Source organism: Vibrio aestuarianus, from assembly GCF_012395185.1.
In the GTDB taxonomy this organism is placed as follows: Bacteria; Pseudomonadota; Gammaproteobacteria; order Enterobacterales; family Vibrionaceae; genus Vibrio; species Vibrio aestuarianus.
The window spans coordinates 1-13,724 of the sequence record NZ_JAAZTU010000026.1; the positions used below are offsets into that span (position 1 = coordinate 1).

Genomic DNA, 13,724 nt, shown 5'->3' on the forward strand with positions numbered 1-13,724 from the left:
CAATGTGTCAGTGTTGATGATATGTTGTGTTCATGGCTGGTTCGTGTGGTTGTACGTTTTGTTTTTTCGTAATGCTACAGAAGACGCCGAGTTTGACAATCGACTTGTCGTCGGAAGAGTCAGATGAGTAAAAGAGACAGGTATAAGAGAGTAAGGAGATGATTGATAAACGAAAAAGCCTCGGAAAACCGAGGCCAAACCAAATCAGAGCGAAAAGAAATTTAAATCGCTTTGTAGATAACTTTGTTACCTGCCAGTTGCTCTTTAGCGACTAGGTTTTCTTCAAGCAGTTTCTTTAATGCACCGGTTGCCCAAGAAGCTGCTTTTGTATCCTCTTGGCCTGCCATAAGGCCGATAGACTTAGGATTAATGCCTTCAGCATTGCTAGCTACGATGTCTAGCACTTGTTGCTGCTTTGGAGTTAACGCTACATCAACTGCTGCTTTCTTTGCCGCTGGCTTAGCCGCAGTTTGAACAATTGGTTGGGCGGTTACAGGCTTTGCTGTTTTAGGCGCTGCTAGTTTTGCAACAGTCGCCTTAATGCGTTTTTGCAGCTTTGCCTGCACGTTACGCTTATGAGCAAGTCTCATCGAGTATTTCTCCATTTCACTGCATTCATCGCAGTGGTCAAAATTTGAAGCGCGTTTTATACCAAAATTCTGCTGTGATTTGTAGGGTATTGCACAGATTGAACAGCAAAAACGCGCCATAAACCGACAAGTGACTACTATTTAAACAATTAGAGACAACAGGAGTTTAGTTAAGATCGCTACCGCAACAAACACGTAAAAAGGTAGATAAATCGACAAACATTACGAGGTCATCAGCAAATACATGCAAACGCTTCATCTCACCAACACTCAGTTTCACCTGCAATCACCCTACGTCAAATGGTGTAACTATATCTGCGTTATTATTGCCATTTTCTTGTTGGTATACGCTCCCAGTCTGACACACGCTCTATTATTCATCATATTGCTAATCAGCCTTGTTGCTATGGTTTATTTTTTGATTTTAAAAGGAAAAGTGAGCTACACCCTTACTCCTACACATTTTCAACAACACTTATTTAAAGGTGGCTGGGTAGTAAAATGGCACAATGTTCAGCATATTGGAATTTGTAGCTATGACAACCAAGGTTGGCATCAATCACTACCGTGGATAGGTATTAAGTTAAAAGATTATGAGCCCTACCTCGATAGTATTTGCCCAAGGATTGCGAGCGAGATTTTACTCAGTCAAAGGTCCCTACTCTACTTAGGTGCAAAGCAAAAAGGACAGGAAACTCGCTTTGAAGAGATGGTACTTGATTCAGCCATATTTACCGCAAGTGGTGGTAAAAGTTATCAAGGATTATTGGCTATGCTCGCTAATCGCATGCGTTATCAGCGACAATATTTTGATTATGATATTTTTATTTCAGTACAAGATCTTGAGCGAGATGCAGAAAGCTTTGTGGGATTAGCTCGGCGTTACCTTGCAGCAGCCGAGCCAGAGTAGACGTCAAAACAATTAGGCCATGTGATAGCTAGCCACGTTAATATAAAGGCATCTCATCAGCGACAAACGGATTACTTGCTCGCTCTCGGCCGAATGTCGATTGTGGACCGTGACCAGGCACAAAAGTGACATCATTGCCTAAAGGCCATAATTTCGTCTTAATAGAGTCGATAAGGGTATTAAAATCACCTTGTGGAAAATCAGTACGGCCAATACTGCCGTTAAATAGCACATCGCCGACAAAAGCTAACTTAGCTTCTTGGCTAAACAAAACCACATGGCCAGGAGTATGGCCTGGTGTATGTAATACTTGCAGAACTTGATGACCAAATTTAACTTCATCGCCATCAGCTAACCATTGGTGGGGCTCAAACGCCTCAGTCAAAGGAAAACCAAACATCTGGCTTTGCCCTTCTAGTCCTTGCAACCAAAAATTATCAGCTTTATGCGGGCCAATAATTTCAATGCCGCCTAACTCTGCCGCCAGTGGTTCGGTACCACCAACATGATCTAAATGACCATGCGTCAATACCAAGTTCACCACTTTCACGCCCAGTTCTTTAATTAACATCGCGAGCTGTTTTACATCACCACCGGGATCAACCACTACACCTTCCATCGTTTCATCACACCAAACAATGGAGCAGTTTTGAGAAAATGACGTGACAGGAACCACTTGATACTTTAATGACATAGGAAAACCTTATTCGAATCCGAAATTGCTCGAACTATGACATTGAGATTGTAATTTGACAAGTCACTGACAAGCCTTCACGACCAGTGACGCACGGGGCCTGTGTCGATATGAACAAAGTCACTGCTTGGATAATAGCCAACACCACCAGCTCCAAGCTCAATAGCCGCTTCACGAACTTGACTAAGTTGAACACCATCTAAACGAAAATCGATAGCCTGACCCAGCATATGATAACTTTTCTTCGCCACACCAGAAGAGTTGCCACGCAGCATCTCATTGGTTGCAGGAGAACGATAACCCGAAATGATCTGCACTTCAGTTTGCGTTCCGATTAAGTTTTGAATTTGGGAGATTTGATCAAACAGATTCTTGTCCATCGGGTGAACTTCGTTACGACGGAAATCACGGCAAATGTGGTTCAGTCGTTGCAGTTCAGAATGGACATATTTCACGCCGTTAAAGTAACACGTTTCAAGCGTTTCACCTGTGTGTAAATTATTCATCGCCAAAACACGCGAAGCATCTGGATAAGAAGCCAATACCATTTTCGGTGCACAAGCTGTAATCACTAATCCACTACCGGCTAATTTTATAAAATCTCGGCGAGAAACCATCACCACATTTACCTTCACAATAGGTTTTATTATCAACGGGCTCGAACACTACCGAACTCTATTGTGAAGATCAAATGCATAAACTGTGCTAGAAACGAACAAACCTAACACAAAAACTGCTTAGTTATTGAACAAAAAAGAAAACCTGCCTAAGTCATTTTTTGGTAAATTTCCTCACTAGTATTCAAATTTTAGAACCAGGTGGCAGTTAATGGTCTACTCAGCCATTACGGTAACTGAAAGTATCATAATGGTAAATGTCATCACGGTAGTGCAGCTCACCACCTTCATACCACACCGTTTGATAGATAATATGGACGGGAATACGTTTTTTAAGTGGAATCGCCGCATTAGTTAACCCGTCTTTATCCACTAACTGCTTTTCACTGATACCTTGTGTTTCCAAAAGCATCGATGCGAACTTATCTGCATTTTGCACCCTTACGCAGCCAGAACTGAACGCCCTCGAAGGGTTATTAAACAAAGACTTACTCGGTGTGTCATGCAAATAAATGGCACGCCGATTCGGTGTATTGAATTTATACAGACCCAAAGCATTACTTTGCCCCGCTTGCTGCCGCATACGGTAAGGGAAAGCTGCTGGGTTAACTGTCGACCAATTGATACTATTTGGATCAATCAGTTCCTCGGAACGCCAACTACTGACAATATCTATATTATGGCGAGCTAGATAACTACTGTCCTTTTTGACCATCGGCAAAATATCTTCAACCATGATCTTATAGGGCACATTCCAAGTTGGATTCAAAATTAATGAGTCCAGTTTAGTGATCATTAAAGGAGTCTTACGCGAAGAACGCCCTACCACCACCTTTGATTGGAAGACTTCTTGGCCCAAATGCCAATAACGCATATCAAAACTAGGAACATTGACAACGATCAGTGTGTCATTCGCTTCTGGCCACAGACGCATCCGCTCAGCATTGAGGGCAAGCATCGATAGACGATCAGACAGAGAGAAATTAAGCCATTTTATCGTTTCAGGGCCAATAATACCGTCAGCTTGTAAACCATGCATGGTCTGAAATTCTTTAACTGGCTTAACTAAACTATTGTCATACCAAGTGACATTGTCACGGACAGAGGTCACATCAATATTGACCAGCGACAAACGCTCAATGAGCGCGAATCGGTGTGATAACTTATCACCCAGTTTTTTTAACCCTCGCTGCTGGTATAAAGAAACCTCGGCCTTTTCCGTACTCAGCAGGAAATCATAAGCATGCAGCAATTGGTCATAAGTTGGGTTTTTGGGCGTATAGAGATTGAGTAGATCAATGATACCTTGCACTTCAACCGCCACATGCAAAGCAAATAATGCATCTTGACTGGGTGGTGCTAATAGTTGATTAAGCTTCGATTCAAAGAACCATGCCATTCCAATTTTAGGTGCCTGCTCTGCGTAACTCAGATACAGAAGCAGAGTATCGGTCGCAAGCAGATCATATTCAAACATCGAATTACGTTCACGATAAGCCTGCATTTGATTTAATTGACGGATAAACAGCGGGCTAAAGCCCGCACGTCGGATCACATCAAGTTGATATTCGAATTGATTAATGACCTGATTATCAAACCAAATTAACTGATCGTTATTCTCTTGATAGACGCGTTCTAACAAATGTGGATATTGAATCAATGATTCAAGTTCGCTGCCCGGTTTTATCCAACCTAATTGCTCAAACCTTTCCATAGCAGAAAGCGAAAAGCTGCTAACTATTAATAATAACGCCAATGCGGTGCCTTTTATCATACTGAAACATCCAACTCATCCTGCATTGAATTTAGTATGGCAAAAGAACGCGTCTTGCGCGAAGTGTTGTGATTTAAATATTCAACTAATTAAATCACAGCAGACCAGTGGTTGTCCCAAAGAACATTACAATGAACACGTACCTCAGACTCGGGATAACGGCACTTAACCACTAACCCAGCCCCTGAACTGATTTGGAATTGATCATTATTGACAACAACGCCAGAAGCATCTGGCAAAGAAGATAATTCGACTAACTCCAAGCTATCCTTTGACCAAATCCCATAACAGTTACCTCGGGGCGAAGTCGCTAAAATCCATTGTTCCGTCGCGGCAATACTAGCGATATAGTGATTAAACCTTGCCCACTGTTCTGGTTCTGCTTGCAGAGGCAATAATTCACCGCCTTGAGTATGCATCGCTAGCAGCGAAGGGAATTCATCTACTTGCCCCCGATATTGTTGCCCACATAGAACGGTTTGCCCGCCATCATGCGCGAGGTGGCGAATACTCAGATGTCGGTCACTCAAAGTACGCTGCTCAACAATATGACCTTGTTCTGAAAGGTAGGTCAAACTCGGCATCATACTCTCTATATTAAGCGGGGTTCGGCCATCAGTATGAACGCCTCCCACCCCAATCGCTAACCGGTTATCGGGCATGACGATGACTTCATGAGGACCAATACCAAACCCGCTAAACTCGGCGACTTTTTGGTATTGGTGGTGAACATCATACACACCGATAATGCCACGACTGGTTGATCTTTCGCCCTCAGTGGCATACAACCACGCACCATCATTGGAATAAACCCCATGCCCATAAAAAAACCTTGTACGCATAGCTGGTTGCAATTTAATTACTTCGCCAGTTTGATAGTTAAACGCCATAAAAAACTCACCTGGACGGCGAGCAAATGCAACAGCGTGTGGTAATTGACGGTGAATCGCAACACCATGACCACGAGCAGGTAAAGGCAAGGTTCGAATCGCTTGCCCTTTGGAATCGGCTACTACCGCCTGAAATTGAGCCCTGTTATGAATGGCGCAGCCAATTAAAGCGGGGGAATTTTGTTGAATCGTAGCACATCCAAAAGGTAACACAGGTGCGGCAGCGCCAAACAATGCCGCTTTTAAAAGGGTTCTCCTTGTTTGATCAGTCACCATCAGTTGCGTTAAATCCTATTGTGATACCTAATTCCACTGCGACTTCATCGTGCAGCAAATAATTGAGTTGCTCAAACTTATTGTATTGAGAAAGCACCTTTCGGTACCCTTCTTTATTTTGTAATAAATCAAACAAACTTGGCTCGGCTGGCCAGGTTAACAGCATCAAGGCAAAGTGGTTCTGCACGCGGTCAGCAAGGTCATTCAACCCTTTATCTCGCAGTAAAAAATTCAACCCTCCATCAGCTAAATATAACCTCTGCATTGCTTCAACATTGGCTTTCAGGTTGTTCATCGACACCTTTGCTCGCCATGACTCAGCGAAATAAGGACGCGGTTGTCCAATATTGGCTAACGGACGACTGAGCTTTTTCATACTGTAATCGAGTTGATTTGATAGTAGAGCAATGTATTCCGCTTCCCACGCCATGGCATCTAACGCTGTCCACGGATTAACATTCCATTGCGTGGCGATAAATTGTGCTTTGGTTGCTAAATTTTGGCTAATCGCTTGTGCAGCCTCACAAACCTGATGGATATTTTCTGATGAGTTGGTGGCGTTCAATAAAGGTGAATATTCATCGTAAAGTAACCATTCAATAGCACCAATTCCTTGCACGGTAACGCTTTGCGAAGCAATATCTTGCTCTGTCCATAAGGTACCTGATTTGACCAAGAGGTTCATTTTGCGCCCCGTGGTATCTTTTTTATCTGGCCAAAATTGAACATTCCAACTCTGTTCTAACGCTTTTGCTGGGCCACGTTCTTGCCCTTGAAGAGCCATCCAAGCTAGCGTCGTTTGTTGCCACTGGTTCTTTACTCCATCCAAACCGGTGTTAGGTGACCGACAATACTGCTCAAATCCCAACACTAATTGCTCAGCTTGCTGCGCGAAATGCTGAGCGGCAGCAAACTCAATTCGATAAACGCCTTGACTTATGTGTTGCGTTGATTGCATAGCATTGACGGTTTCTAGTTGTGAAGATTGGCAAGCGGTTAACAGCAACATGCTCAACGCTGAAAATGCGATTGAAATTTTCATGGCTTCCCCTACAAAGAGTTCAAAAAGGCAATTAACGCTTCACGCTCAGCCACATTGAGTTTCAATACTTGCTGTTGCGCGCTTTGTGCTTCGCCGCCATGCCATAAGATAGCTTCCATCAAGTTACGCGCACGACCATCATGCAGAAAATAAGTATGGCTACTTACTTCTTGGGTATAGCCAATTCCCCATAAAGGTGGGGTTCGCCACTCTTGACCATTTGCTAGAGCTTCTGGACGGTTATCTGCTAACCCTTCCCCCATGTCGTGTAGTAGCAAGTCGCTATAAGGCGCGATTTTTTGGTTGGACAACGTGGGGCGATCGACCACTTTGGCTGTTTTCATGCTCGTTCGATGGCAGCTTTCACAGCCAGCTTGCTTAAACAGGGACTGACCCATTTTTACCTGAGGATCATCCACATTACGTCGCACAGGAACGGCTAAATGTTGAGAATAGAATTCAACAAAATCAAGAATATTATCACTAACCTCTGGATCTCCACCGTTGGGTAATGATTGGCACAGTGTCTGTGTATCGGTGCAATTTTCTTTGGGAAATAAGCGACTGGTTAGCCCAAGATCGCCATTAAACGCGGCAGCATTTTGCTGCATTAGCGTTGGTTGACCCGCTTTCCAGCCAAAACGCCCTAATGCGAAACGTTGTTTTTCCACATCCCATACACGGTTTACTTTGCCCGAAATACCATCGCCATCGATGTCATCAGGGTCGGCCATTGCCAGTAACGTCTCGTCGGCAATACTTTCCAATAAACCCAAACCAATCATTGGTGGAGCAACACGTGCAGAAAACTGAGTATCAGGGTGCATCTCACCATACGCTAGCTCGGTAATTTTTAAATTTGGCTTACGTAGCATCACATGAGTGCCATCGACAAAAGTTACCGCAAATTCTTGGTACTTGATGTCTATTTTTCCTTCTGCTTTTTGGTCTGGAAGCGCAAAATCCTGTAACTGCCCGCCATAGATAGGCTCTGGGATCACGCCTTCTTTTTCATAAATGGCTTTATGTTGCTCCGTGACCGCAGGAATACTCAAACGCACCAACATTGAAACCGCATGAGTATCGTTTTTCTCTGGAGGATGACCTCGTCCATCTTTAATATGGCAATTCTGGCAGCCATTGGTGTTAAACAACGGCCCTAGGCCATCTCTGGCATCGGTAGAAGAAGGCGCAGGAACCCAAGGATTACGAAAAAAGCTGTTACCGACGCTAAAATCAAGGCGCTTACTCATTGGCAAATTCGCCGCTGGTAATGAATAGGCATTCGGCCCAGTTTTGGTCGTACTGGTCTCGCCACCAGATTTCACTTCGTCGGCTAAGCCTGGCAATGCAAGTAAACTCAATAGTGCGGCTGTGAAAACTAATTTCATTCCGTCATTCTCAATAATTATCGTTTCAGTGTAAAAGAGGAAAAGGGCTCATCTGAGCCCTTATTTGCTGCTATTTATTGTTAAAATTCGTGGTCGGCTGTATCAGGGTTGAGGTTATCGATACCAATCACTAACGCGGCTCGTTCAATGGAGGCAGTTTGCGCCACGAGCGCCATGATCGCGCCATTTACAACGGCGTTACCCTGTGGGTTATCAGTTGCAATCAGTTGGTCAAAATGTTGGTCATTTTTCTCAGCCGAAGTGACTAGCTTGCCCACTTCAGCTCGGGCGCTATCAAATTGCTTTTGAATCTCTTTGGCCGCTTGAGCGTCTTTTTGAGCAACAAGGTCGTGAATACTTGCACCCGTTAACAACGTACCGTCATGACGTTTGTAAATACCCGTATAAACGTTATAAATACCTTGCTCGTTATAATAGTGAGAGTTATGTGTGTTGTCCGAAAAACAGTCATGCTCATCTTCTGTCGAGTTCGCTTCCAACGCGACTTTCATCCGCTCACCCGCCAGTTCACCAAGTGACAGCGATCCCATACCGAACATCATTTTTCGCAAACCATTGTCTGATGATTCATTGAGTAATTGCTGACGGTAGTTGGCTTTTTCATCCGCTGACCACTGTTTTTCCATCCATTCTAAATCTTGAACCAACAATTGAGCCGCTGCCTTTAGGTACTGACCACGACGATCACAGTGGTCATTAGTACACTCATTACCTACAACAAAATCTGTATAAGCACGAGCGCCCGCCCCTACATTAGTGCCATTTAAGTCTTGTCCCCACAGCAAGAATTCAATTGCGTGGTAACCTGAAGCTACGTTTGCCTCTGAACCACCGACTTCGTTTAAGCTAGCAATCAATTCTGGTGTGATGGTCGAGACGTCAATTGTGTTAGCGCCAATTTTTAAGGTTTGATTAGCGATAATGTTTGCGCTCGCTCCTTCATTACCCAACTCATATTGATAGTCGGCTGCAACGTAATCGATTAACCCTTCGTCTAACGGCCAAGCATTCAATTGTCCTTCCCAGTCATCAACTACAGAATTACCAAAACGAAAAACTTCAGACTGCTGGTAAGGCACGCGAGATACAATCCATGCTTGTTTGACATCATCTAATTTTGCCGCAGAAGGCGCAGCGAGGAATTGATCAATAGATTTTTCTAATGATTGAGCTGTCGTAAGAGAATCGGCAAAAACTGCATGGGCAATATTGGCATAATGTTCAACCACCTGCTCTTTTGTTACGGCAGCTGCAAAAGATGCACTACTTGCCATAGCAAGTGAGACAGCAATAGATTGAGACAGAAGTGTGTTAACTTTCATGAAAGCGTCCTTGTTGAGCAAAATTAATTATTAGTAGTGCTAATTATTATCATTTGCACTTTGATTGCCGATAATACAAATTTACATTTTTTTTGCAAGGCATAAACGACAAAAACCTCAACAATGTGAGGTTTTTGTCGTTTAATCATAATGCTCAGTTATAGTTTTAAATGGTGCTTACCATGAGACACTTTCGCTTTAAGATAACTCTCGTTGCCAGATTTGATATGGGCAGCAGTGTTCACGACTTCAACAATCTCTATGCCGTGTTCTTTGAGTTCTTTAATTTTCTTCGGGTTATTCGTCACTAAACGAATTTTCGTCACATTCAGTGCTTTTAACATCTGTGCGGCTTCAGTGAAATCACGAAGGTCATCACCGAAACCCAAATGGTTATTCGCTTCGTATGTATTCATACCTTCACTTTGTAAGCGATAGGCATCAATTTTATTGTAAAGGCCAATGCCCCGGCCTTCTTGACGCAAATAAAGAATAATGCCGCCAGCTTCGCCCATTTTATTGATGGTTTCTTCTAGTTGTTCACCACAATCACAACGTGATGAATGGAACACATCGCCAGTCAAACACTCAGAATGCATACGGACTAGTGGCGTTTCTTGGGTAACGTCAGCTGTTCTGAAAATAACCGCAACATGCTCTTTATCCGTTTTTAGTCCTCTAAACGAGAGGATTTCCGCATCGATATTACTTTTGACACCGACTTTAAAATCTACTCTGGCTCGTACTTCCGCCATATCTACACTCACTTGAATTGTTGCTTGTTGCAATATTGAATTGATTTTCATTCGACCTACCCACTGTTCACTAACTATGGGGATTGATACCCCAATTTTCAATCAAAAGATCACAAGTGAGAATTGTTATAATATAACAACTCTTGTCAAACAACAGAAAAAGATAAGATCAGAAAGTCAAATAGCAGGTTTAAGGTGACTATACCCAAACCACTTGAAGTTGCGGGTAGGCGGTATGCAAGTGAATCCCCATAAACATAGATAAGCAATCTGATTGGTTGAACGAGCGCTGCAAACGCTGTTGCAATTTCAAGTATGCTGTAGATAAAACAACAGCACTCATCGACCTTAACCTACCCCTCCGTATAAAGTTAAATAGAAAATAAAACGTGATAAATATCACACAAATAGCCTTCAGTTTTCATTCTCATCAACCCATAAAAGAAAATAACTTATTAATTATTATATCAAAATCATAAAGTCGCTAATTCACACCCGAACAAATATAAATACAAATGATAGTAATTACCATTTAGATCCAATATTATTCATCCACAATAAATTTGTTATTGATGAATAAGGTAATAATTCAGATGTACACCAAAACACTCTTGTCAGCTTCTATACTTGTTGCACTTTCACCGAGTTCTTTTGCAGATAATCTGCACCAATTTGATGAGGTTGTGGTATCAGCGACCCGAACAGAACAAAGTAAGAAAGATGTTTCATCGTCAATCGAAACGATTTCAGCTAAGAAACTTGAGTCGACTATGAGCAATGACTTACAGCAAGCACTTAGCTATACACCAGGTGTTGATGCTTTAGGCGATGGCCGCTTCGGTATTTCTAGCTTCAATATTCGGGGTGTTGAAGGTAGCCGCGTAAAAATGATGATCGATGGTGTACAACAGCCGACACCTTATAACCCTGGCGCAACAGAACAGCGTAAATACTCTAATGCCATTGAAATGGACACTCTACAAGCCATTGAAGTGAACAAAGGGCCATCTTCTACCCTGTATGGTTCTGATGCCTTGGGCGGTGTTGTATTATTACGTACCAAAAACCCTGACGATATATTGGTGACTGAAGGGAATGAAAACCGTTTTGGTATCCGTTCTGGTTATAGTTCAGCCAATGAGCAGTTTAAAACAACCTTAACTTGGGCAATGCGCCAAGAGAAACTCGAAACTCTACTTATGGCCACCTATGCAAACGGTCATGAAACAGAAACTCATAGTTCAGGGGCCGATATAGAAGGACCAGACCGTGGTGCACAAAACCCTGCTGATTCACAACTTGGTAACCTCCTAGCTAAAGCCTTTTACCAAGCCAACGATGATCACCGTTTAGGTTTAACCGTTGAATATTATAATAAGCAGTACGATGAAGATGAGCTGAACTACAACGGTTACAGCATCATGCCGGGTTTCACCTATTCTGATAACTACAATGAAGATACTTCCGAACGACTTAGAGTTAGTGTCGAGCACCAGTGGTTCATGAGTTCTCTATTCGCCGACTCATTACATTGGTCATTAAGCTATCAAGACTCAAGTTCATTATCTAAAAATTACGATACCACATCAATGAATGGTAAGCGTCGACGTGAACGCGAAGCTTCTGATCAATCGATTCAATTCGACACTCAGCTTTCTAAAATCGTTGAAATTGATAGCAATGCCCATGAATTTACTTATGGGTTGAGCCTTCTCAACAATGATTTCAATCTAGATAACACCGACTATAAATTGAATTATGGCACTTCAGCACCTGGCAGTACTGGCCTTCCTGACGCCACCGTCATTCAATGGGGTCTATTCCTCCAAGACCAAGCATACCTGATGCAAGAACGTTTAGTTTTAACCGCAGGTATACGTTATGACTCATTTGAAGCGACACCAAGTGTCGATGAAGGATACACCACATCTTACGAAAAAAATAAAGATGATGCCTTTACCGGTCAATTAGGCTCGGTTTATCACTTAAACCCAAACCTATCGATTTTTGGTCAAATCAGCCAAGGCTTCAAAGCACCCACCGTGTATGACTTGTATTATTTCTATAATCAAGGTGCCATCATTGAAGCAAACCCAGATCTCAAAGCAGAAAAAAGCTTAGCTTACGAGTTAGGTTTGCGTGGACAAAATGAGTTTGCGAATTTTGAATTTAGCACTTTTTACAATGATTACAAAGACTTCATCACGCAAACTAAAGGTGGCGAACAAAATGGCAAAGACGTTTTCACTAAAGAAAACTTGGATGAAGTCACCATTTATGGTGCAGAATTCAGCGCTAAACTCTATTTGGATAAAGCGTTCAACGCACCACAAGGGATGTATTCACGTCTGGCCGTTGCGTATGCCGATGGTGAAGATAAGAAGACAGGTGATGCCTTAGATTCAGTAGCGCCATTGACCGCGAATGTAGGCCTAGGAATCAATCGACACCAATATGGCACAATGTTGAATGTAAAAATGGTTGCAAGCAAAACGGATTGGCAGTCGGAAACAAACACCGATGTAGCTGGATACACACTTGTTGATTTAACGGCTTACTACCAACCAATTCAAGATTTAACATTACGTGCTGGTTTATTTAATATCTTCGACAAGAAATATTGGTTATACGATGACTTGAGCGGCAGAGACGCCACTGGTGAAACCTTCAGCAAAGACATCAAAGCTCAGCCAGGTCGCAACTGGAGTATCAATGTAGAGTATCAATTCTAACATCTCTCTCGTTTGTTCAGATAATCAGTAATATAACTCAGCCAGCTAATCGCTGGCGTTTTTGTATCCATTGCTACAGATTAGCTAACCTAAAAACCACAAGATCGAAAAAGGGCTAGATGACTAGCCCTTGATAATGCTTTTTATTAACGCAAATTAAACGTTAGATATTTTCTTATGCCCTTCTTGTAAGTGCACAAAATCAACCATGTCATCACCCAACACCTGATACGCTTGTCCGAAGCCTTTCACATATAAACCTTGATCTACTTTTAGTTGGAACAAACTAAAATCTTGTAACTGGCTTAAACCATCAATGATTTCACCAAATCGTTGCTGCATTTGACCAATTATTTGTTGCCATAAGGTCGATTCTCTCGGTACGACACTCGCAACAGCATCAAAAGTGAGCCTTTGACGCGCATAAATCTGTTTAGATGTACTTTCATCTTCGATCATCATCAGCGAGACATGTGGGTTAATCTCTAGATTGCGCGCATGACGAGCAATATGAGAAATCAAAATAAAGTAGCCTTCTTGGTTTTGCACAAAAGGGGCGTAGCTGACATTAGGACGACCTTCCCCATCGACCGTTGCTAATTGCAGCGTACGACGCTCCTGACGGAACGCTTGTATCTCAGGCTCTAAACGACCTTGCAATCGTTGTTGTTTGATCTGCGGATCCATTTTCTCTCCTCCTCTGAGCCTAA

13 protein-coding genes are annotated in these 13,724 nt (G+C 42.6%); 2 read left to right on the forward strand and 11 right to left on the reverse strand.

Annotation, left to right across the window (positions count from 1 at the left end; all coding sequences use genetic code 11):
- Positions 1–221: 221 nt before the first annotated feature.
- The gene (locus HGG78_RS12855) at positions 222–590 is read right to left on the reverse strand and encodes a MarR family transcriptional regulator (RefSeq protein ID WP_172533115.1); all 369 of its coding nucleotides are present in this window, start codon (positions 588–590) and stop codon (positions 222–224) included.
- A 244-nt stretch (positions 591–834) separates the two neighbouring features.
- Between HGG78_RS12855 and HGG78_RS12860 the strand changes: the two genes are divergently transcribed.
- Positions 835–1,500, forward strand: a complete 666-nt coding sequence (locus tag HGG78_RS12860) for a DUF2982 domain-containing protein (RefSeq protein ID WP_172533116.1) — start codon at positions 835–837, stop codon at positions 1,498–1,500.
- Positions 1,501–1,537: 37 nt separating this feature from the next.
- Here HGG78_RS12860 and HGG78_RS12865 read toward each other — a convergent pair whose 3' ends face one another.
- The 9 genes from HGG78_RS12865 to HGG78_RS12905 form a co-directional block, all read right to left on the reverse strand.
- Entirely contained in the window at positions 1,538–2,194 is a 657-nt protein-coding gene (locus HGG78_RS12865; protein WP_172533117.1) for an MBL fold metallo-hydrolase, read from the reverse strand.
- Positions 2,195–2,271: 77 nt separating this feature from the next.
- A complete protein-coding gene (gene mepK, locus HGG78_RS12870; RefSeq protein WP_172533166.1) occupies positions 2,272–2,814 on the reverse strand; it encodes a peptidoglycan L,D-endopeptidase MepK in 543 nt (180 codons plus the stop codon).
- 217 nt (positions 2,815–3,031) lie between these two features.
- Entirely contained in the window at positions 3,032–4,585 is a 1,554-nt protein-coding gene (locus tag HGG78_RS12875) for a L,D-transpeptidase family protein (RefSeq protein ID WP_172533118.1), read from the reverse strand.
- A gap of 89 nt (positions 4,586–4,674) precedes the next feature.
- Positions 4,675–5,751, reverse strand: a complete 1,077-nt coding sequence (locus HGG78_RS12880) for a DUF1513 domain-containing protein (protein ID WP_172533119.1) — start codon at positions 5,749–5,751, stop codon at positions 4,675–4,677.
- Positions 5,741–6,793, reverse strand: coding sequence for an imelysin family protein (locus tag HGG78_RS12885; protein ID WP_172533120.1), 1,053 nt, complete (start codon positions 6,791–6,793; stop codon positions 5,741–5,743). The genes HGG78_RS12880 and HGG78_RS12885 overlap by 11 nt, the downstream gene beginning before the upstream one ends.
- A gap of 8 nt (positions 6,794–6,801) precedes the next feature.
- Positions 6,802–8,184 (reverse strand): di-heme oxidoreductase family protein, encoded by a 1,383-nt coding sequence (locus tag HGG78_RS12890; RefSeq protein WP_172533121.1) that lies wholly within the window; start codon positions 8,182–8,184, stop codon positions 6,802–6,804.
- A gap of 80 nt (positions 8,185–8,264) precedes the next feature.
- Positions 8,265–9,527 (reverse strand): imelysin family protein, encoded by a 1,263-nt coding sequence (locus HGG78_RS12895; protein WP_172533122.1) that lies wholly within the window; start codon positions 9,525–9,527, stop codon positions 8,265–8,267.
- Positions 9,528–9,685: 158 nt separating this feature from the next.
- The gene (locus HGG78_RS12900; RefSeq protein WP_053312328.1) at positions 9,686–10,333 is read right to left on the reverse strand and encodes a GTP cyclohydrolase II; all 648 of its coding nucleotides are present in this window, start codon (positions 10,331–10,333) and stop codon (positions 9,686–9,688) included.
- 148 nt (positions 10,334–10,481) lie between these two features.
- On the reverse strand, positions 10,482–10,625 hold the full coding sequence (locus tag HGG78_RS12905; protein WP_172533123.1) for a hypothetical protein: 144 nt from the start codon (positions 10,623–10,625) through the stop codon (positions 10,482–10,484).
- A 250-nt stretch (positions 10,626–10,875) separates the two neighbouring features.
- Here HGG78_RS12905 and HGG78_RS12910 point away from each other — a divergent pair, with 250 nt between their 5' ends.
- Positions 10,876–13,014, forward strand: coding sequence for a TonB-dependent hemoglobin/transferrin/lactoferrin family receptor (locus HGG78_RS12910; protein ID WP_172533124.1), 2,139 nt, complete (start codon positions 10,876–10,878; stop codon positions 13,012–13,014).
- 156 nt (positions 13,015–13,170) lie between these two features.
- Here HGG78_RS12910 and hutZ read toward each other — a convergent pair whose 3' ends face one another.
- Positions 13,171–13,701 (reverse strand): heme utilization protein HutZ, encoded by a 531-nt coding sequence (gene hutZ, locus HGG78_RS12915; RefSeq protein ID WP_172533125.1) that lies wholly within the window; start codon positions 13,699–13,701, stop codon positions 13,171–13,173.
- Positions 13,702–13,724 lie beyond the last annotated feature (23 nt).